This window comes from Corynebacterium sp. HMSC074C05 (assembly GCF_001838325.1).
In the GTDB taxonomy this organism is placed as follows: Bacteria; Actinomycetota; Actinomycetes; order Mycobacteriales; family Mycobacteriaceae; genus Corynebacterium; species Corynebacterium amycolatum.
On sequence record NZ_KV836285.1, the window covers coordinates 271,853 to 292,610 of the forward strand.

Genomic DNA, 20,758 nt, shown 5'->3' on the forward strand with positions numbered 1-20,758 from the left:
GCCATACGAGTTAGCTCTTGAATGGCCACCAGCGCTGTAGCCACAACGAAATAGCTTCCTTCTCGGGAAAACGGCTTCGCACTTCAAAGGGCTGATGGGGTCGAAATAAAAGTGCCGGCGAAAAATAGTTTCTCGCCGGCATTTCTTATACCTAAAGAATTCTACGTTGCAAGATTCATCGTGACCTTGCCCGGTCACGACTCACAGAGAGTTTCTACATCTCATGGAGACAATCACAGGATCCCAGGCATTCCTCTGGGAGTTTTTCGGAACCGCCATTCTGATTCTGCTCGGTAACGGAGTCTGCGCCTCTATCAACCTCCGGACTACCCGCGCAGCAAATGCTGGTTGGATGGGCATTGCCTTCGGTTGGGGCATGGCTGTTTTCGCTGGCGCATCTATTGCCGACGTATCCGGCGGGCACTTGAACCCAGCGGTAACCGTCGCCCTGGCAGTCAAAGGCAGCCTGGCTTGGAGCCTGGTCCCCTACTATGCCGCAGGCCAGCTGTTGGGCGCATTCGTAGGTGCAATCCTGGCATGGGCCGCGTTTAAGCAGCTGTTCGATGCCAATGGCGTTGACGACAACGGCAATCCGACCAATGCGAATGCCGAAACCGGTGGCAACTTCTTCACCGCGCCGGTTCATCCAAATAACTTCTGGAATGCCGTCACCGAGTTCATCGCGACCTTCGTTCTGCTCGCATTCATCCTGTTCGGCCCAGCCGGCGGCGAGCTTGGCCCGCTGACCTACTTCGGTGTCTCGTTCATCATTGTGTCGATTGGTCTTTCCCTTGGTTCCCCGACTGGATACGCTATCAACCCTGTTCGTGACCTCGGCCCCCGTTTGGCCTACGCTTTCGTGCTCCCGATTAAGGGCAAGGGCGATGCGAACTGGGCATATGCATGGGTCCCGATTGTCGCACCGATGCTGGCAGCTGTGGCTGCAGGCGCTCTTGCCTTTGCCATCGGATAACGGGAATATGAGAGTAAACGCACAATAAAATAGCGCAAGTCCGAAAACTCACATTTACACACAATTTCGCTAGGAGTATCCCCCATGATGCACAGCAAATATGTCCTCGCCATTGACCAGGGAACTACTTCCACCCGCTGCATCATCTTCAACCATGACGCAGAGATCGTCACTATCGCCCAGATGGAGCACAAGCAGATCTTCCCGGAAGAGGGCTGGGTCGAGCACGATGCCCAGGAGATTTGGACCAACACCCGTCGCGTAGTCAGTGAAGCTCTCGCTGATGGCGACATCTCCTCCCAGGACATTGAGGCAATCGGTATCACCAACCAGCGCGAAACCACTGTCGTCTGGGACAAGAACACCGGTGAACCGGTCTACAACGCCATCGTCTGGCAGGACACCCGCACGAACGCCATCTGTAAGGAGCTCATGGGGGATGAAGGCGCGGACCGCTGGCGTGAGACCACGGGCCTGCGTATCAACTCCTACCCGGCAGGCCCGAAGGTGCGCTGGATCCTCGACAACGTCGAGGGCGCTCGCGAAAAGGCCGAGGCTGGCGACCTGCTCTTCGGCACCATCGACACCTGGCTGCTGTGGAACCTCACCGGCGGCGCAGAGGGAGACAACGGCGAATCTGCAGTCCACGCAACGGACGTCACTAACGCATCCCGTACTCTCCTGATGGACCTCAAGACCCTCGAGTGGGATGAGGACATTTGCCGTGAGATTGGCATTCCAATGTCGATGCTGCCGGACATCCGCCCGTCGGTAGGCGACTTCGGCCGCGTTCGCGCCCGCGATGCGCTGGCCGGCCTGCCCATTACAGGTATTCTCGGCGACCAGCAGGCCGCCATGTTCGGCCAGGGCTGCTTCGGCGAGGGCGACACCAAGAACACCTACGGCACTGGCCTGTTCATGCTGATGAATACCGGCGAGAACCCGAAGTGGTCCGAGCACGGCCTCATCTCCACCGTCTGCTACCAGGTCGAGGGTGAGAAGCCGGTCTACGCTCTCGAAGGCTCTGTCTCCATGGGCGGCGCACTTGTTCAGTGGCTGCGTGACGAGCTGCAAATGATTCCAAATGCCGCTTCCATCGAGAACAAAGCAAAGAGTGTCAAGGACAACGGTGGCGTGTACATCGTGCCGGCATTCTCCGGTCTCTTCGCTCCTCGTTGGCAGCCGGACGCCCGTGGCGTCATCGTCGGCCTGACTCGCTTCGTTAACCGCAACCACATCTCCCGCGCTGTGCTGGAGGCTGCTGCGTACCAGACCCGTGAGGTTCTCGATGCCATGGTCGCAGAATCCGGTACGGACATCACGACGCTGAGCGTTGATGGCGGCATGACCATGAACGAGTTCCTCATGCAGTTCCAGTCCGACATCCTAGATGTCACTGTCACGCGCCCGAACAACATTGAAACCACTGCTCTCGGCGCTGCATATGGTGCAGGTCTGGGCGTTGGCTTCTGGTCGAGCTTGGATGAGGTCAAGGCTCACATCACGATTGACAAGAAGTGGCGTCCGAAGATGGAGGCCGAAGAGCGCGATCGCCTGTTCCACCAGTGGAACCGTGCCGTTGAACGCACCTACGGCTGGGTCGAGGATACCGATGCTGAGGAGGCACCGAAGCCTGAATAAGCCCTCGTAAGAGCCTAAAAATGGCTCGGAAAACCGATTCGGTTTTCCGAGCCATTTTTATTATAAATTCAGGGCTTGTTTGTTATAATAAAATTATTATCACTACCATCCACTCCTCGATTGAAAATAGAAAAGAGCAATCATGCGTCGCGCATCGATTTTCACTGCGAGTGTGACCACCGCCCTGACTTTGGCACTGGCCACCCCGGCAGCATCAGCAGCCCCAACGGACTTCATCAAGAACCCGCTGGAGCCAACCCCTGACCCGCAGTCCACTGCAATGGTCGAACTGCCAACTACCCCGGCGCCGACCACTACAGTTGACGGACGCCACGTGACGGTCACCGACGGCTACATGACCTCACAGGATGGCAAGGGCACCCAGATTTACTGGAAGTCCAACACCATTCCGAACGCCAAGGCCACTGTCGTCGTCGTGCATGGCGCTGCAGAGCACCTGGGTCGCTACGAGTGGGTAACCGGCAAGCTTCTGAACGCCGGCTACAACGTCTACCGCCTCGACCACCGCGGCCACGGCCACACGGGTCAGGTTGAAGGCACTCCAGTTGCTCGTGGCCACATCGATGATTTCCACTCGCTTGTCGATGACCTGCACATGCTTGTAGAGAAGGCCAAGGCGGAGAACCCGAGCACGAAGACCTTCCTGCTCGGCCACTCCATGGGCGGTCTTGCTGTGGACTTCCACGGCATCAAGTACCCGGGCAGTGTCGACGGCATCGTCGCCAACGGCGGTGGCGCTCTGTTCAACCCCTACGGCGGCACGGACAAGGGCGAAACCATCACCCCAGAAGCCATGACCGATGTCCAGCGCGAAGCACAGCCGACGATTTACCAGCGTTTGCCGTTCCAGGACATGACTACTTTCAACACGCGCATGCTCAAGGAAGTACCGAACCGTACCGAGATGCGCGTCCCATCGCTGCCGGGCACTGACCTGATTCAGGTTGGCAACCCGCTGGGTGCGAAAACCTCTTCTTCCCAGGCAGTGCGTGATGAATACGGCACTGATCCGTACAACAACTCCAAGCTTTCGCTCGGCATGGGACAGCAGATGGCGTTTGCCGCTACCTACAACGGCACCAACTCCGTCGACTTCGTTGAGCCGACCCTGGTCATGATGGGTGGCCAGGATGAGATTGTGCCGCCGTTCTTCTCGCGTGACTGGTACAACGGTATCTCGTCCACCGACAAGCAGCTGATCGAGTTCGAAGGCCAGTTCCACGAGACCTTCAATGAGCCGGCACAGCATGAGGCCATTGCGACGGCTATTGCCTGGCTTGATGCGCGCATCTAATTGAGCGCTAAATAGGAACCGAACCGGTTCCTAACAGTTACGAGTTCTTCATAGAGCTAACCCGGTGGAATGGGGGCGATTGTCTTCTGACAATTGCCCCCATTTTCTTTGCCCTGTTCTCTGCCAGCTGTATAGGCGTTCAGTACTTGGCAATACAAACTACTGGGGGTATAGTTGGCATTACAAGGTACTAGGTATGAAAAGCATTATGCTCAAACAACTTCCTTCTACCGCCGGAAAGAGAGCACAACGCCATGCCCAAACGCCCACAAACACAACTGAAGAAGGGAGTACTCGAGCTCGCCATTCTCAAGCTGATTTCTCGCGAAGAGCTCTATGGCGCGGCACTCGTCGCAAAGCTCAACGCCTACTCCCACCTCAGCGCGCCCGCAGGAACCGTCTACCCCCTACTCTCGCGGCTTACCACCAACGGCTTGATTAGCAATCGCTGGGAGGAATCCCCCAAGGGGCCGCCCCGCAAGTACTACTCACTAACAGACAAAGGACAGCAAACACTCACGCAGCTACATCAGGATTTCATCGACCTATCCGCCGACATGACCGCACTATTTTCCGAGGAGCCCCAATGAACACCTACCTCACCGCCATCGACCACAAACTGCGTGAAATCGGCATGCCGCACGCGCAACGCCAGGCAATCATTTCCGAGCAGGAGAGTCTTCTGCAAGAGCTTAACGACGTCCACGCAGACCTGGCCGAAGAGCTGGGAACGGCGACCGAATACGCCGAGCGAGTCGCCGAACAAGTTGGTGAACCAAGCACCTTGCGTAGGTACCTCTCCAAACCGCTTCGGGTATTTTCCAAGCAAGGTCGCGCTTCCCTGTGGAACGTGGACGACCCGCGGATCCTCCAACCTCACCTGCTGGGTTTCGGCTGGTCTATCAATTGGGCTGCAGTAGCGACCAAGCTGGGGATTGTCCGCCCGGACGATATTGACGGTGAGGTTGTCTCTGAAATTCCAGCTCGCGCACTGCAGGCGACCGCTTTTCTCCCCGCGGCTGTGACGGTTGCGCACGGAGTCGCACTGGCCAGGTGCTGGAAGCAGTTGCCTTCCGAAGTCCACACAAAATGGAAGCTAAACGGCGAGGCAGTTCAAAAGACAGCACCGAAGGAAACTCTGCTTCTTCCCCTCGTGGTTTCTACGGTCGGAGCTGGATTCTCAGCTGCTTCGCTGCTCAAGGCAGATGACCGCGAAGATACTCTGCGCGTCGCGTCCCTAGGCGCGCTCGCAAGCACAATTGCGCCATCTCAGCTGATCGGCGTTCTCACGGAAGAAAACTCCAAGCTCAATCCGGCCTTAGTCCACGCTGGTGTTGCTCTGACGTCGGTCGTGGCTTCGGCCGCATGCCTTGTCTTTCCCCTCTTCGCGGGGCTGAAGGCCACGTGGCAGAAAGCTGGAGCAGCTTAAATCACGGTGCAGGAGACATCAGCAGGTGAAAGACTCATCAGAAAGATTGTTGTAATCCGAATGTTGTAAACAACCTCTACCACCTCGAGTGAGGCTATCCCCTGATTCAGTTGTGTTTTCGGTTGTGTTTCTACACTCAACCTTCCTGGTGTTTTTACCTTCTCAATCTCCCAAGTAATTTTTTAGCGCAATTACACGACTCACGCCCGAAAAAGTCACTTCACGACACCTATGTCACCTCGTGCCAGCTGTGGAGGTGGCATGAGGTGACATAGGTGTCGTGAAGTCGCGGATGAGCTGGGGTCGGGGCCGCACCTACTTAACCGGCTCGAGAACTTCCTTGCCCATCATGAACGGACGCAGCGCCTCCGGAATCACCACAGAACCATCGGCCTGCTGGTGGTTTTCCAGAATGGCGACCAGCCAACGCGTCGTAGCCAGCGTGCCATTCAGGGTGGCGCAGTACTGCGACTTGCCATCGGCATCGCGGTAGCGGGTCTTCAAACGACGAGCCTGGAAAGTCGTGCAGTTCGAAGTCGAGGTCAACTCGCGGTAAGTGTTCTGCGTCGGCACCCACGCCTCGGTATCGAACTTGCGGGCAGCCGATGCACCCAGGTCGCCACCAGCAACATCGATGATGCGGTACGGAACATCGACCGCGGCCAGCATCTCGCGCTCCATGTTCAGCAGCTTCTGGTGCTCTGCCTCCGCCTGCTCCGGCGGACAGTAGGAGAACATCTCCAGCTTGTCGAACTGGTGCACGCGCAGGATTCCGCGGGTGTCCTTGCCGTAAGAGCCCGCTTCACGACGGAAACAGGAAGACCAACCAGCATAGCGACGCGGCCCCTCCGACAGGTCAATAATCTCGTTGGAGTGGTAGCCGGCCAGCGCGACTTCCGAGGTACCGACCAGGTAGAGGTCATCTTCCTGCAGGTAGTAAATCTCATCGGAGTGCGCACCGAGGAAACCAGTACCCGACATGGTCTCCGGACGAACCAGCACCGGCGGCACCATCAGCTGGAAACCGTTCTGAGTTGCCTTCTGAGCAGCCAGGTTCATCATGGCCAGCTGCAGCATGGCACCGTAGCCGGTCAGGAAGTAGAAGCGGGAACCGGAGACCTTGACGCCACGCTCCATATCAATAAGTCCCAGCGACTCACCGAGGTCCAGGTGGTCCTTGGGCTCAAAATCGAACTGTGGAATCTCGCCGATTTCCTCCAGCACGACAAAGTCATCTTCGCCACCGGCGGGCGCACCCGTAACGATGTTGCCAATCAGGTACTGCAGACGCTCGACCTCAGCCTCGGCTTCCTTCTGCTCCGCTTCGGCTGCCTTCACGGCGTCGGAAAGCTCCTTGGCCTTCTCCAACATGGCCGGACGCTCTTCCTTCGACGCCTGACCAATCTTCTTACCGAAGCCCTTCTGCTCCGAACGCAGCGCGTCGGTGGAGGCAATAACCTCACGGCGCTTAGCGTCAGCTTCCAGCAGCTGATCGACCAATGCCGGGTCCTCACCACGGGTGCGCTGGGACTCGCGGGCTACTTCAGGGTTTTCGCGGAGAAATTTGAGATCAATCACGTCACCTAGAGTACCTGGTTTACGTCGATAAGCAGGTACGCGCGGGTTAGAGCGCCGCCTCCGCTCCTGAAGCGACCAGCAGCGCGCCGAGGACGAGGAAGATCGCGCCGGCGACAGTGTCAATCCACGGCCCTGCCAGCACCATTCGCTTGACGACGGCATCCGTCGACACCACGATTGCGATAAATAGGAAGAAAGTGATTTGGGAGACGATTAGCACCAGCGTACAAAGCACGAGCGTCCCCACAGATGCGCCCGCGGGAATGAACTGTGAAAGCACTGCCGTGAGAAAGAGAACAATCTTCGGGTTCGACATGTTGGTAAAAAGGCCCTGGCGGAACGTCGCCTTCGGCGACCGGAGCGCCTCGCTTCCCAGGGCTGGTGCGGCACCGGCGCGCAGTTCGCGGAGGGTATTGATACCTGCCTTGGCCATACTGATGCCCATGTAAATGAGATAACAGCCACCGACAAGCTGGATTACGCCCATCAGCAAAGGATTGGCGGTGATGACAGCTGCGAACCCAAAAACTGTGAGGGTCATCCAGATAGTGGCGCCAGTACTGATACCAGCAACCGCTGCGATGGCGTGCTTTCGGGATTTGGTGGCAAGGCGCAGGATTAAGAAGACGTCAGGCCCTGGTGAGGCCATACCAATAATGTGGACGCCCAGCAGGCTGAGTAGTGCAGTCCAGGTCAAGACTCGTGTCCTCGGGTAGCGAACGAATACCGGACTATTGTAGTGCTTAAAGCTCTTGAGCAAATTTGGACCGCAAACTCGGGCAGAGCGTCGATGACTGAGCTCCCTGCCACGGCATCAACGCTCATGGCAGCGTTGTCGCTTTTAGCGTTACCTTGTCCACAGGCTCATTGGCGGTGCACAATGGGGTCACTATGGCTGATGACAATATGAACCAGGATCGCGCGCACGCTGCCGCCACAGACACTGACTCCGGTGCAGGTACTGGCGCAGATGTCAGCGCTGGTGCATCCTCCGCAGCCAGCAACGATGCCAACGCTTCGAATAACTCGCGCGGAAGCTGGGGAATGCGCGCTTTGTCGACGGCAATGCTGGTTGGCGCCGCGGGAATGGCATTCGCGCTGCAAGCGGGAGTCATCGAGCCACCGAGTGGGCCACTTGGGGGCAAGGGTTCGTCGGCAAGCGCGTCATCGTCGACAACGACAACCATCGTCGACAAGGAGACGACGGCGTTCACCAGCGCAACCGCGGGCAACTGTCTGGACTGGAATCTGGCAGAAGATTTGAATGTTTCTGACTTCCGCGTCGTGCCCTGTGAGCAGCCACACGCTTATGAGGTCGCCAAGAAACTGAACCTCGCCGACTACGAGGAACATCCGGGGCAATACGCAAAAACTGCCAACTACCCGACAGCGGACAATTTGGTGGCTCTGCAAAATGGCGTGTGTCGCAACACCGTGACTGAATACCTGGGCGGCCAGTACGATCCGGACGGTCGATTTATCACGGCGCCAATCATTCCTTCGCCTAGCCAGTGGGAAAAGGGTGATCGAACCTTCCTGTGCGGTATCCAGGTCGTCGATGAAGACGGCAACACGGCGCACATGTCCGGTCCTGCGGCCGGGCAGGACCAGTCCCGCGTGTTCGAGGGCGGCCGCTGCGTGACGTTGGACGAAAGCGGCGCCATCCGCCAGGTGCCTTGCGTGGAAGATCACCTGATGGAGTCGACGGGAATTGTCAATCTCCGCGACCATTTCGGTGACAACGTCCCCACTGACCAGGAGCAGAATGATGTGCTCGCGGAACAGTGTGTGACTCTCGCGCAGAATTACCTCGGCGGTGACGACCCGCTGTATAACTCAACGCTGTTGCCATTTTGGACGTCCCTGTCGCAGGAGTCGCTCAATGCTGGCTCGCGCAGTGTGAATTGCTGGTTGATTAAGGACAATGGCCAGGGCGGATTCTCCACTCTCAACGGCCACGCTAACGAGTCCTTCACTATCGACGGCCAGCCGCCCGTGGCTCCACCACCGCGCAATCCGCTGCGGGAGGAGCAGAGTGACGCTGGCGCTGGCACAGGTGACGTCGGTGAGGTCGGCGCCGACAGTACTGGTGCTGAAGCAGGCGCTGTGGATAACGCAGTCGCTCCCGCAGGACAGTAGAACAACAGGACATTGCGAGGCAGCACCATAAATGGTTGACGTTAGCCCTGAGCGGTTCGATGCGCTTGTCGATGAGGCCATCGACCGCATTCCCACGCAGTTTCTCGATCAGCTCGATCAGGTCATCATCCAGGTTCACCCGTATAACCTCGACGAGCCCACACTGCTGGGACTCTACGAGGGGATACCTCTGACCGAGCGTTCTAACAACCACTGGGGTCCGCCTGACCAAATCAGCTTGTATCGCGACATGCTCTGCCGCATCAGCCACACCGAAGAGGAGCTGGTGGAGCAGATTCGGGTCACTCTCCTGCATGAAATCGGGCATTATTTCGGCCTCGAGGAGGAAGATCTGGACCGTCTCGGCTACGGATAAGTGTGTCCCGCCCTGCGAGGTCTCGTTCCTCTCGGCTTCTTCACGGCAGCTTTCTTCCTTGTAACCTTAATAATCATGAGCGACAACTCGAGCGAGAAGCCAGAAATCAGGGTCGGCGATAGGGAGCGCAACGCTGCCATGGAGCGTCTCGGCAATCATTTCGCTGACGGCTACTTGGATGTCGATGAATTCTCCAAGCGCGCCGAAGCTGCCGCAGTCGCTAAAACCCGCTCCCAACTACAAACACTCTTCGCAGACCTGCCCGCTGAGGTCTCCCCCGAGAGTTCACAGGGCACCCCGGCTAATCCGCAGCATCAAAGTGTCGATCAAGAGCTGCAAAACCTGATGAAAAAGGGCCGCCAGCTCAACATTATTGATTCTGCTGCAGGCGTTATCGTTTGTGTCACTATCGTTCTGATGTTTGCCACCAATATCGATAACGCGTGGCTCGGCTTCATCGTCGCTGCGGCAGTTGCCCTTATCGGGCGCGCCGCCTTGAACATCAATGATGACGAAGAGGAGCTCCTCAACGAAATCAACGAAGAGGAATCCAAGCGTCGCACGGAACGCCTGCGCCTGGCAGCTCAGAAGCGCCGCGAGATTCAGGAAGGCCAGCAATAACGGCCAGCGGTGACAGTCGCCGCCCAGCTGTCGTCTAAGGCAACTCGCTGTCGCCCCAGCGACGCACATCCCACGCGCGCGGTTCAATGCCAGCACGCTTGCCGACGGCCGCTGCGTTCGGAACCAGCTCAATTCGCTCGGTATTGGCAATGCGGTGTCGCAGTGCGTATTCCGGATCCACCCCGGTCAGATACTGCCCAATCAGACGAATAGCCGCGCCGTGGCTGACAATGACGACATCCTTGCTGCTGCCCTCCCTGGACTCCTTGGATTCACCACCTGTCGCTCCTGCCTGCTCCAGCAGCTGCTGTAGCGTCGGCAGGTATCGGTTCAGCACGTCAGCACCGGATTCACCGCCGGGAAGACGATACTCCAGCTCCCCATTGAGCCACTGGTAGAAGGCGCGCATGTACTCCATGTGCGCATCGCGATCATTGCGCCCCTCAAGGTCGCCGGCCTGAATCTCGTGGAGACCACCCTCATGGCGGATGCGAACGGAAGTCTCTCCCAGGTGGTGCAGACTCGCGACCGCGCCTGCACCAGTTTGGCGTGCACGCAGGGCATGGGATGTGACGATGTCACCGATTCTGTGGACGTCGGGAAGCAAAAGACGTCCCAGACTGCGTGCCTGCCTCACGCCGAGGTCGGTGAGCGGTGCGCCCGGCAATGCGGTGTCCAGACGGCGATTGATATTCCCTGTGGTCTGCCCGTGACGGATGAAAATGATGCGCTGTGAATCAACCGGCATGACAGATTCGGGACGGTCGGGGCGGTCATCGAGGAAAGGCAGCTGTCCAACTGGATTTTCGGGCGCGGCGGGTGTCATGTTTCTTACCTTCGTCCTTCCTTAAGTGCGTCGACCCATTCGATTGACTGGGAGATGTCCGGTGGCGGGGTCATAATGCTGCGCCGGCCACCCTCAGCGACCGGCCAGGATCCCAGATAACGCAGGTCTTCGGCGTATTCGTGCAGTGCCGCGAGAGCCGCCGCAACCTGTGCATCATCAACGTGGCCGTTGCAGTCAATGTAGAAGCGGTAGAGGCCGAAGAGCTCTCGTGTCGGCCGCGACTCGATGCGGGTGAGGTTGACCTGTCGCACTGCGAACTCATTCATGGCGCGCATCAGTGTGCCGGGCTGGTTCGGCAGCGTGAAGGAGACCGAGGTCCGGTCGGCACCGGTGCGCGGCGTCGGCACACCAGGGCGCCCCACCAGCAGGAAACGGGTTCGGGCACCGCGCACGTCGGCGACCTCAGTGGCCAGCGCCTCAAGTCCGAGCAGCTCACCCGCGCGGGCCGGGGCAGCGCAAGCGTCGTGGGTACCCTCGGCGACCTGGTGAGCCGCCGCCGCATTGGAGCTGGCCTGATGAACTTCCACGCCCGGAAGGTTGGCATCCACCCACTGTTTGACCTGCGGATACGCCACAGGATGTGTCGTAAAAGTACGCACCTGTTCCGCCGTCGTACCGGGACGGACCAGGATAGAGAAGACCACCCCGACCTCGGTTTCACGGAAAACCTGCAGCTCCGGCCCAGCAGCGAGGGCATCAAAAGTTGGTGTGACGGGACCGTCCACGCTGCTTTCGATAGCCACGCAGGCAAAGTCCGCTTCCCCTCGGCGCACGGCTCCAAGCGCGGCCGCGGGACTATCCACCGGCACCGCATTGACCGCGGATTCCCCTGCCGGATCAATCTCGCCAGCACGCGCCATGTCCCACAGCGCCTGCTCGGTGAATGTGCCCGCAGGACCCAAATAAGTAACCGTCGTCATAAGCTCAGATTAGAAGGCTTCTACACTTATTGCATGACCTTTTCTTCCGAGATGCCCGCCCGCGCCCTCACTGAAGCCGTGCGCAGTGGCGCAATCTCGGTATCGGAGATCGTTTCGGAATTCGCCACGCTTGCCGACGACGCCGCGACCAATCCTGCCCGTTTCGGTATTGCCACGTCCTTGGCCGAGCACGCTGTCGACCGCGCACGCAGTCTCACTGCTCAATCAGAGCCCGCCCGGCGCGCTAGCCACGGCCTCCCGCGTGACCTCCTGGGACTGCCAGTGGCGATTAAGGACCTATTCACCATCGCCGGTGTCAAATGCACGATGGGCTCCGCCAACTTGGCTTTCACCGCCACCGAAACCTCGGAACCCGTGGCGAAACTTCTGGCTCGCGGCGCCATCCTCACGTCGACTACACACACCTCCGAGGTTGGGATGACGGCCTACACCGAGCCGATTGGCTACCCGGCTCCGGAAAACCCCTATTTCGCCGCGCCCAATCAGCTGTCCAATCAGCCGGATACCGCGCCACGCACTCCCGGTGGTTCCTCGGGCGGCAGCGCGGTGGCTGTCGCAACTGGTGTCGTTCCCGCAGCTCTGGGCTCTGACGGTGGCGGTTCCATCCGCGTGCCTGCCGCCTGCTGTGGCCTCGTTGGGTTGAAACCGGCACACGATATTGCGGGTGGAAATCTCTCCACGCCCGCTTTTCTCACTCGCACAGTCGATGACGCAGCGCTACTGGCCGGGGTGCCCTTTTCCGCAACCTCGCATGTTTTCCGACGGTCCCAGCGCCCCCTTCGCATCGGTGTCACTGTCAGCCCGTTTCATGCTGAGGTGGACGTCGATAAGCGCTGGGCAAACGGTGTGTGGGCGGCGGCTGACCGTCTTGCCGACGCCGGGTATGAGGTGGTGGAAGTGCCCAGCCCCTATGACCCGGCAGGTCCGGACGTGTTCGAGATCTTTCGACGGACCATCACGCGAATGGCCACGAAATTACCGCGCGCGGACTACTCCGAGATCGTGCAGTGGATTCGCGCCTGTGGCCAGGAGATTTCCGCAGCGGAGGCGGCGGCGACACATCAGCAGCGGATGGCTCTGCCCGGCGCGATTCGATCGCGTTGGGAAGTCAATGCGGTGATTACGCCAACGCTGGCGTTTGATCCGCCACGTATTGGGCATTTCTCTGCGTTGGCGCCGTGGGAGGACTTTGACGAGCAAACCCGGTGGACTCCGTGGTTATCGCTGTGGAATCTGACTGGGTGGGCAAGCGTGTCCGTGCCAATTGCTGTGCCGGGCACAAGCGGCAGCACACCCAACGCGGAGCTCCCCGCCACCAGCGTCAACATCGGTGCGGTGCACTGCGGTGAGGCAGAGCTACTGGAGATCGCTAGCGTGCTGAAGGCTGCTAACGCCAGCTAACGCACGTACTTCGCTGCCATTGCCGCTGCCTGTCCGGCGTATCCGCCACCAAATAGCACCGCGTGCATGAGCACGGCATAGAGCTGGTGGAGTTCGCAGCTCTCGGCGAAATCCGGCAGGGGATGTACAGATTCGTAGCCACGCAAGATCTCGTCGAAGTGCGTTGCCCCGAATAGCGCCAGCAGTGCCAGATCTTCCTCCCGGGCTCCGCCGTGTGCCGCGGGGTCAATCAGGATCGCGCCGTCTGCATCCCACATGAGGTTTCCCCACCACAGGTCACCGTGGACACGCGCAGCGTCTGGCTCGTTGTCGAAATCTCCAGCCAAGAGCCGGTCAATGAGCTGGTCAAAGATATCTAGCTGACGGTTATTGTAGGAGTTTTCCAACTTTCCCAGCGCAGGCAGCAGACGTCCTTTCGCCCAGTATTCACCGAAGTTCTCCCGTGGAGTCAGGTCCATCTGTAGTGGCTGATCCAGCGGACCGAAGTAGCCGTGCCCCTCCCACTCATCGGGGCCGGCACCCCAGCCAGCGGCGCCCAGATTGTGGGTAATAGCCAACGATTTTCCAAACTCGTACGCTGCCTGTGGATTCGGCGCCATCGACTCAATTCGACGCAATGTCAGCGCATGCCCGCTCACGCCCAGCACATCCACTACGCGCGCACCGCCGTCAGATTCGCCCTCGCGCAGCCAGTCCAGCCCCGCCGCCTCACAGGCGAAGAACCCTCGAGGGACACCATGTCGGCTCTTGACATAAACATCCGACTCGTTGACTGCACGTTCGTAGTTCTGGTTCATTGCGGACATATTTCCAGCATATTCTTCTTCGGTCCCAAACCCTTTCAGCACGTCGCACGCAGGGTAACGCCAGCGCTACCAATACTTGTATTGCTGTCTCGGTTCTCTTAGTGCACTGTCGTTGCCTATTCTTAATTGGTATGGAAGGCAACTTCGACGACTCGCGCATTGCCCGCGACCGATACGGCAGGCCGCTCAAAGATCGCTATGGTCGCCCCATCTACCGCCGTGTGGACGAGGCGTCGCCGAAGCATGCTCGCTCCCGTGCGGCCGATTCGCGTGGCGCTTCACGACGCCCCATCCCTCCCCGCCCGAACCGCCCTTCTCGGGCAGGGGCAGCCCGCCCAGCGCCTATGCCTCCACGCAGGTCTAGGCCGCAACCAGAACGTCGGCAGGCGCCACTGAACGAAACGCGCATTGAGTCCCGTCCACCGATGAACCGGACCGGTAGCGGACGCGCTGGCAGCGATCCGCGGTTTCCTCCACCCGGCTATAACCCGGATGCGGATTTCCAATCTTCCTCGCAGGGTTCGTCGCAGGACTACTACAGTGCCCCACAAACAGCGAGTTCTGGCCGTGGTGGACGCCGCAGCAGTCGTGGCGGAGCCGGTGCCAGGTCGAGCTTCCGCATGCCACGCATGCGGCTGCCACGCTTGCGCTTTAAATCCATCATCCTGGTTGTCGTCATCTTCCTTGTCGCCACGATGGCACTTGTTGACATCCGCCTGACCAGGGTCGACGCGTTCTCAGGTCTGGCAAATCGCCCTGCCAATACGATGTCCTCCAACTGGTTGCTCGTCGGTTCGGACTCTCGTACGGGCTTGTCAGAGGAAGATGCCGCCAAGCTATCGACGGGCAGTGGTGATTTCGGCCAGCGCACAGACACCATCATGATTGCCCACATTCCGGTGTTCGGTAAGCCGAAGTTGGTCAGTATCCCGCGTGACTCCTTCGTGGATATCCCGGGCAATGACAAAAACAAGATCAATGCGGCATTCGCATTTGGTGGCCCCCAGTTACTCATCGACACCGTAGAGAAAAACACTGGAATTCACATCGACCACTACGCCGAAATTGGCTTTGGCGGTTTCGCCGGTGTCGTCGACGCTGTCGGTGGCATCGAAATGTGCCCTGAAGAAGCCATCGACGACCCGCTGGCAGGCCTGAATATTCAGGCCGGTTGCCAGAAATTCGATGGCGCGAGTGCCCTGGGTTACGTGCGCACGCGTGCTACCGCCCAGGGAGACTTGGACCGCGTAGAGCGGCAGCGTGAATTCATGAGTGCGCTGATGGGACGGCTGAAGTCACCTGCGGTATGGCTCAACCCCTACCGCTGGATTCGCCTGGCCAATGCTGGCACTAAGGCCGTGCTCGTCGGCGATGGTGACCACGTCTGGCATCTGACCTGGCTGATGTTGCGCATGCTCTTCGGTTCCGATTCTCTTACCGTGCCCACCTCAGGCGCCATGGATACCGGTTATGCGGGCAATGTGCTGCTCTGGGACGAAATCGAAGCGCCAACACTTTTTGCGGAGCTGAGATAGCCAAGAGAGTAGCTAAAACTGCTTCAGATAACTTAGAGGCAACTAACGCGTGTGGCTCAGTTTTTCGCTGAGCCACACGCGTTAGTTCTTAAACCAGTTCCGCCAGGCTGTCTAGGTACCTAGTTCCGAATGGTCACCTGACGGGACACGATGGTCTCACGGGACTTACGCTCCTCGGCGGTCAGCGGCTCTTCGCTGGCCAGCGCCTCAGCGATACGCTTGTCGGCCTCTTCCACGGCAGCAATCCAGTGGTCGTGCGGCTTGGTGTTATCCAGGTCCCAGACCGGCACCAGCACGCCATCGGTACGGAAGACACCGGCGAACTTCGTGCCCTCTCCCAGCGAGAGGTTGTCCGCAGCGTGCACGCGTGCCAAGGCATCCAGCAGCGGCTTCTCATCTTCACGACGCACCCAGCGGATGTGGGCGCGCTCGCCCGGATCAATCCACCACACAGCACCAGCGACCTTCGCATCCAGGCGGTATGACGGGAGAATCGCGTCGTTAGCCACGGCCAGGTTCTGCTCGATCATCGGGGTGCGTTCAATGCCCTTGGGAATCCACCACTCGAAGTCCTGGTGGACCTCCATGTTGTCGAGATCCACGGCGGTCAGGACGTCGGTAAGCGGTGCAGCTTCGCCGTCAGTAGCGGCGGAGAGCTGCTGACCCGGCTCTGCATCGCAAGCCCATGCCAGCGCACGGGAGAGATCCGCAGCGCCGTCATTGGTGCGAGCCTGCGTCTGCAGCGCGACGAAAGCCTCATTGCCCTGGTCAGCGGCACGCGTCAGTGCGGCTACGCCACCCGGCAGCACGGTGCAGAGCTTGATGTCACGCTCAGCGTCAGCGACCGTGACCGGAATGACCACAGCCGGAGCGAACTCGCGGACAGCCACGATGTCAGCCTCTTCGTCGAAGTCCTTGAACGGACGCGGATTGCCCAGCAACGCTGCACGCTCAGCAGCGCGGGCTGCCAGCTTCGCCTGACGGCGGCTCATGCCCTCCGGGGCCTGATTATTCTTCTTACGAGATTTCTTTCCCACAAGGCCACAGAATACCTATTCGCAGTCCGTAATTCGCGACTGCCTGGGCTACTTATAAAAATCGTCGACGAATTCGCTCGCCGTTCCTTCGAAAAGCTGCTTGTCGACGGCCATTGCGCCCGCCTCCCCCTGTTCATCGGTAGCTTCGCTGGGGATGAAGCCCTTGGACCAAAAACCGGGCTGGGTGCGCTCGCGACCTGCCCCAACGGGAATGTTGCGATGCACTTCCTCGGGAGCCAACACGTAGCGGAGTAGCCGAGTCGTAAGGGCAGTTGTCACACAAGCTAAAACAGTGATGATTCCGGCCTGGAAGTACGTCCTGGACACGTCGGCAGCGATAAACCAACCCGTTGCAAGTGGCCACAAAACGCAGGCCAGATACCAGATAAAGCGACCTGGCCCCATTACGGCAGTGACTCCTGTTTCAGCCAACGCGACCACGGGTCCCGTGATGTTGCGCACTGGCCACATGTGCATCGTGCGCACATCCGTTGCCGTGCGCGACAGCAGTGGGCGGGCATACGTTGCGCGGTCACGCAGCACCTGGAGGGTCTTGTAGACCGAAAAACCCAGCCCAATGAGGGAAACCATTCCGCAGAGACCGAAAGCCCATGCTCCCAGTTCGCCGAGGAGGGAAACCACCAGATCCTGACCTGGACTCAGAATGCTCATCCAGATGAATACGGTAAATGCGGCGAATACTCCAGCGCCGCTCATTGCCCATCGAAAGACGCTGTCCGCACGCTTGCGAACAATCTCATCGGCCTTCCAGCGCGGTGTCGCACCGGTGATGGCCGAATCCGAGACAGCCGGCTGCCAGCTCTGCTGCGGTGGCAGCACCACCTGAGGTGGGGACTGCTGTGGCTGCTGTTTTGGAGACTGCGGCGGCACAGCCCACCCCGCGTTTTCTGCCTGTTCATTAGACATTTTCCGCAGGGCTCCTCTCGTACGCGCGGCCGGCTTCTTCCGCAGTCTTTTCTCCCACGGTGTTTTTAAGTGCGCTCCCCCTAACCTACCTAAACTAGCCCGGCCCCTACCCCAGCCACTAGTCCGACCAGCTGCGAATCTTCCGCAGCATGATGCGGCTCTTACGCTGCGAACGTCCCATCTTCCGGGCCAGGTTGTTCAAAATCGCGATGGCCTCGGTAATGTGCGGCCCCTTGTTCAGCATCACGCACTCGGCACGCAGGGCGAAGGCCGCATCGGTAATCTCCGCGCGGGACGGCAGGCCGGCCTTGGCCATGTTCTCCAACACCTGAGTACCCAGAATGGTCGGCACACCGGCTGCCTGCGCCAGCGTCAGAATCTGGCCTGGGACCTCACCCATACGGTCGAAGCCCAGCTCCACAGCCAGGTCACCACGAGCAATCATCAGACCGGACTTGGCGCGCTTCATGCTGGCGATGATGATTCCCGGCAGATTCTGGAATGCCGGAATAGTCTCAATCTTCAGCACAACACCCAGGTTCCGAGCCTTCGACGCCAGGTCCTCGCGGCCCGCAGCCTCATGTTCTGCCGCAATCTCATCGAGCACCTTGTAGACGTACTCAGCATCCCCCTGGGTGCGAATAAAGCTCACCGCAGCAATATCCGCATGCTCCACCACAAAGCGCAGGTGCTCAATGTCTTCGTCGGTAAGCGAATTGAGAGGCAGGTCGGTGTTCGGCAGATTGATGCCCTTATGCGCCGCTAGCGGCTGACCATTCGGCTTCGTACGCAGGACACGCAAGCGGGCATCGACGTGGCTATCTTCGCTTGACGACGTCTCGGAGACCTCAACCACCTCAGCGCCGAGCGCACCGTCGTCGAAAAGCACCGGATCGCCCGGCTTCAGAGCCGCCACGGCAGACGGCAGCGAACAGGAGACGCGTGGAATTTCATCGTCAGTGCGTGGAATGGTGGTGATTTCCTCGCGGCTGGTGAGAATAAACTCATCCCCGGTGTGGAAGCGCAGCTTTTGCACGGTCGGTGGCACACCACCAGCGCGCGTGACCTCGTAGTTGCTGCGCAGGTGTGTGCCCTCGGCGATCCAAGCGTTCTTCTCCCCCTCGGCGAGGACAGCCTCGATCTCGCCCTCGGAGTCGGTGTCGATGCGCACAACGGTGAAGTGACGCTTCGCCGAGCGGGAGTCATGCAGCGTAATGACATCGTCAAGCTGCAGCTGTTCCAACCACCCCTGATCTGCTTCCAGCGGCAGTGCGGGACGCCCCGGCAAATCGCTCGGAGCTGGCTTGGGGTGCTCATCCAGTCGCGGAGTCAGCCAAATCTTGGACTTGGAAATGACCGTGCCGGCGTCGTCACGCACAACACGGGCGCGCCCCACACGCGGCCCCGGTTCGATATCACCCGTGCGCAGCTTCGGGCCAGCCAGATCCATGGACACGAAGATGCGGCGACCGGCCTTCTCAGCTGCAGCATTGACGTTGCCAATCATGCGGCTCCACTGCTCAGGGCCGTCGTGAGCGCAGTTGATGCGAGCGAGATCCATGCCAGCGGCAGCGAAGCTCTCCACCAACTCTGCATCGTCGGCGGCCTCGGCGGGCAGGGTCACCATAATGTGCGAAGTGACATCCGCGCGCTCCTGACCGAACAGCTCGGTGGCGTTATTATCCAGGGCAATATCCGCGCGCTCATCGTCGGCAATAATGCGGGCGACATCGATGTCTGAGGTGCGCCCCGCCAGCGCCAACAGCGCGTTGAGAGCGAGCTCAAGGCGCCCCCGGGTGAAAGTCTCCACCGTGGTCAGACTGGTCACGCCGAGGTCGTGCAAGCTGTTTTGCAGCTCACGGATGTCAATTGTGCGCAGGTGTGCGTAGTGCAGCAGGTTTTCCGCGTGCCGACGGCGCTCTTCCGGCACCTCTGCGAGCAGTGCAGAAGCCTCCACCGAGACGTCGTCCAACTCTGTGATCAGATCAGTGACCTTGCTGATGAGGTCATCCAGACGCGGTACGGCCGCGCCGCTTTCAGTGTTGTCAGTTGCTGTGTCTTGAGGGCTCTGCGCTGCCATAGAGAAGGCACTCCTGTGTTGAAGACGAAGCGTTGGCCAGAGTCGGCCACGCGGGCCAATAGAAGGTGGGCATTCTCATTCTCAAATGAGACAGCCGAAAGCGCATGTCGAGAAGACATCTACTCTCGCTACCAGCAGTTACTTCCAGAATGGATCCTGCACATCTCGGAGCGTCTGAATGGACTTGTCCAGCTGCTTCTTTTCGTATTCGTCCAGCTCAAGCTCGATAACGCGGCGAATTCCTCGACGGTTCACAATGGCTGGTGTTCCGATGAACACGTCCTCATGACCGTATTCACCTTGCAAGTATGCGGAGACCGGCAGAGCTACCTCTTGGTTCTGGAAAATGGCGCGCGTAATGCGGGCCAGACCCATACCGATTCCGTAGGAAGTGGAGCCCTTGGCATCGATAATCTCGTAGGCGGCATCACGGGTTCGGATGAAGATGTCCTCCAGCTCGTCGTGAAGCGCGGGGTCGGCGGCGAGGCGCTTGGACAGACTGACTCCTGCAACGTTGGCGCTGGACAACACCGGCAGCTCGGAGTCGCCGTGTTCACCAATGATGTATGCGTGCACGCTCATCGGGGAAACATCGTAGTATTCACCCAGCATGTAACGGAAACGTGCGGTGTCCAGGATGGTGCCGGAGCCGAAGACACGGTTGTGTGGCAGCCCGGAGTACTTCCACGCGGCGTATGTGAGTACGTCGACGGGGTTGGAGGCGATCAGTAGGAGCCCATCAAAACCGCTGGCCATGACGGAATCGACGATGGACTTCATAATTTTCATGTTCTTGTCCACCAGCTGTAGGCGAGTCTCGCCGGGCTTTTGTGCTGCGCCTGCACAGATGACTACCAGCGCGGCATCGTCACAGTCGGCGTACGTGCCCTGAGTGACTTTGGTGCGCGACGACGCCCACACGACGCCATGGTTTAAGTCCATGACGTTGCCCATCGTCTTCTTTTCGTCGATGTCAATGATTGCCAAATGGTCGACAGTGCCTTGGTTGACCAGTGAGTACGCATATGCCACGCCGACGTCGCCAGCGCCGATCAGCACGACCTTATTTCCTGTGGATAGCTTCATAGCCCTCGGATCCTTCTCAACCGATT

The 20,758-nt window shown here is 59.4% G+C and carries 19 protein-coding genes; 10 read left to right on the plus strand and 9 right to left on the minus strand.

The window, feature by feature from the left end; all coding sequences use genetic code 11:
- Nucleotides 1–223 precede the first annotated feature (223 nt).
- From HMPREF3042_RS04495 to HMPREF3042_RS04515, 5 genes are all read left to right on the plus strand, one after another.
- On the plus strand, nucleotides 224–973 hold the full coding sequence (locus tag HMPREF3042_RS04495; RefSeq protein ID WP_179078173.1) for an MIP/aquaporin family protein: 750 nt from the start codon (nucleotides 224–226) through the stop codon (nucleotides 971–973).
- 84 nt (nucleotides 974–1,057) lie between these two features.
- Nucleotides 1,058–2,614, plus strand: a complete 1,557-nt coding sequence (gene glpK / locus HMPREF3042_RS04500; protein ID WP_049171835.1) for a glycerol kinase GlpK — start codon at nucleotides 1,058–1,060, stop codon at nucleotides 2,612–2,614.
- A 142-nt stretch (nucleotides 2,615–2,756) separates the two neighbouring features.
- On the plus strand, nucleotides 2,757–3,929 hold the full coding sequence (locus HMPREF3042_RS04505; RefSeq protein WP_049171838.1) for an alpha/beta hydrolase: 1,173 nt from the start codon (nucleotides 2,757–2,759) through the stop codon (nucleotides 3,927–3,929).
- A 254-nt stretch (nucleotides 3,930–4,183) separates the two neighbouring features.
- The gene (locus HMPREF3042_RS04510) at nucleotides 4,184–4,519 is read left to right on the plus strand and encodes a PadR family transcriptional regulator (protein ID WP_049171840.1); all 336 of its coding nucleotides are present in this window, start codon (nucleotides 4,184–4,186) and stop codon (nucleotides 4,517–4,519) included.
- Complete coding sequence (locus HMPREF3042_RS04515; protein ID WP_070856194.1) at nucleotides 4,516–5,358, plus strand: DUF5808 domain-containing protein; 843 nt, start codon at nucleotides 4,516–4,518, stop codon at nucleotides 5,356–5,358. The genes HMPREF3042_RS04510 and HMPREF3042_RS04515 overlap by 4 nt, the downstream gene beginning before the upstream one ends.
- 315 nt (nucleotides 5,359–5,673) lie before the next feature.
- Here the strand turns inward: HMPREF3042_RS04515 and serS are convergent, their stop codons facing one another.
- Both serS and HMPREF3042_RS04525 read right to left on the minus strand, forming a co-directional pair.
- Nucleotides 5,674–6,936, minus strand: coding sequence for a serine--tRNA ligase (gene serS, locus HMPREF3042_RS04520; protein ID WP_016421664.1), 1,263 nt, complete (start codon nucleotides 6,934–6,936; stop codon nucleotides 5,674–5,676).
- A gap of 46 nt (nucleotides 6,937–6,982) precedes the next feature.
- Nucleotides 6,983–7,633, minus strand: a complete 651-nt coding sequence (locus HMPREF3042_RS04525) for a LysE family translocator (RefSeq protein ID WP_070856196.1) — start codon at nucleotides 7,631–7,633, stop codon at nucleotides 6,983–6,985.
- A 194-nt stretch (nucleotides 7,634–7,827) separates the two neighbouring features.
- Here HMPREF3042_RS04525 and HMPREF3042_RS04530 point away from each other — a divergent pair, with 194 nt between their 5' ends.
- The 3 genes from HMPREF3042_RS04530 to HMPREF3042_RS04540 all read left to right on the plus strand — a co-directional run bounded on the left by HMPREF3042_RS04530 (nucleotide 7,828) and on the right by HMPREF3042_RS04540 (nucleotide 10,072).
- Nucleotides 7,828–9,075 (plus strand): septum formation family protein, encoded by a 1,248-nt coding sequence (locus HMPREF3042_RS04530; protein ID WP_246822312.1) that lies wholly within the window; start codon nucleotides 7,828–7,830, stop codon nucleotides 9,073–9,075.
- Between the two features lie 31 nt (nucleotides 9,076–9,106).
- A complete protein-coding gene (locus HMPREF3042_RS04535; RefSeq protein ID WP_016421667.1) occupies nucleotides 9,107–9,451 on the plus strand; it encodes a metallopeptidase family protein in 345 nt (114 codons plus the stop codon).
- 75 nt (nucleotides 9,452–9,526) lie between these two features.
- Nucleotides 9,527–10,072: a DUF1707 SHOCT-like domain-containing protein gene (locus tag HMPREF3042_RS04540; RefSeq protein WP_070856198.1), complete on the plus strand. Its 546-nt coding sequence runs from the start codon at nucleotides 9,527–9,529 to the stop codon at nucleotides 10,070–10,072.
- 34 nt (nucleotides 10,073–10,106) lie between these two features.
- Here the strand turns inward: HMPREF3042_RS04540 and HMPREF3042_RS04545 are convergent, their stop codons facing one another.
- Both HMPREF3042_RS04545 and pheA read right to left on the minus strand, forming a co-directional pair.
- Nucleotides 10,107–10,898 carry a histidine phosphatase family protein gene (locus HMPREF3042_RS04545; protein ID WP_070429920.1) on the minus strand — a complete coding sequence of 264 codons (792 nt, stop codon included), beginning with the start codon at nucleotides 10,896–10,898 and terminating at the stop codon, nucleotides 10,107–10,109.
- 5 nt (nucleotides 10,899–10,903) lie between these two features.
- Nucleotides 10,904–11,839 (minus strand): prephenate dehydratase, encoded by a 936-nt coding sequence (pheA, locus tag HMPREF3042_RS04550; protein WP_005510446.1) that lies wholly within the window; start codon nucleotides 11,837–11,839, stop codon nucleotides 10,904–10,906.
- Between the two features lie 33 nt (nucleotides 11,840–11,872).
- Between pheA and HMPREF3042_RS04555 the strand changes: the two genes are divergently transcribed.
- Nucleotides 11,873–13,261 (plus strand): amidase, encoded by a 1,389-nt coding sequence (locus HMPREF3042_RS04555; RefSeq protein WP_070856200.1) that lies wholly within the window; start codon nucleotides 11,873–11,875, stop codon nucleotides 13,259–13,261.
- Here HMPREF3042_RS04555 and HMPREF3042_RS04560 read toward each other — a convergent pair.
- Nucleotides 13,258–14,067 (minus strand): fructosamine kinase family protein, encoded by an 810-nt coding sequence (locus tag HMPREF3042_RS04560; protein ID WP_070856202.1) that lies wholly within the window; start codon nucleotides 14,065–14,067, stop codon nucleotides 13,258–13,260. The genes HMPREF3042_RS04555 and HMPREF3042_RS04560 overlap by 4 nt on opposite strands.
- 131 nt (nucleotides 14,068–14,198) lie before the next feature.
- On the opposite strand from HMPREF3042_RS04560, the gene HMPREF3042_RS04565 reads away from it, so the two are divergent.
- Entirely contained in the window at nucleotides 14,199–15,602 is a 1,404-nt protein-coding gene (locus tag HMPREF3042_RS04565; protein ID WP_246815149.1) for an LCP family protein, read from the plus strand.
- A gap of 119 nt (nucleotides 15,603–15,721) precedes the next feature.
- Here HMPREF3042_RS04565 and HMPREF3042_RS04570 read toward each other — a convergent pair whose 3' ends face one another.
- The 4 genes from HMPREF3042_RS04570 to HMPREF3042_RS04585 all read right to left on the minus strand — a co-directional run bounded on the left by HMPREF3042_RS04570 (nucleotide 15,722) and on the right by HMPREF3042_RS04585 (nucleotide 20,732).
- Entirely contained in the window at nucleotides 15,722–16,639 is a 918-nt protein-coding gene (locus HMPREF3042_RS04570) for a DUF5926 family protein (protein ID WP_070429924.1), read from the minus strand.
- A 48-nt stretch (nucleotides 16,640–16,687) separates the two neighbouring features.
- Nucleotides 16,688–17,566, minus strand: a complete 879-nt coding sequence (locus tag HMPREF3042_RS04575) for a hypothetical protein (protein ID WP_070600968.1) — start codon at nucleotides 17,564–17,566, stop codon at nucleotides 16,688–16,690.
- A gap of 118 nt (nucleotides 17,567–17,684) precedes the next feature.
- The gene (locus HMPREF3042_RS04580) at nucleotides 17,685–19,646 is read right to left on the minus strand and encodes a pyruvate kinase (RefSeq protein ID WP_083308208.1); all 1,962 of its coding nucleotides are present in this window, start codon (nucleotides 19,644–19,646) and stop codon (nucleotides 17,685–17,687) included.
- Between the two features lie 138 nt (nucleotides 19,647–19,784).
- Entirely contained in the window at nucleotides 19,785–20,732 is a 948-nt protein-coding gene (locus HMPREF3042_RS04585; RefSeq protein WP_016421677.1) for an L-lactate dehydrogenase, read from the minus strand.
- Nucleotides 20,733–20,758 lie beyond the last annotated feature (26 nt).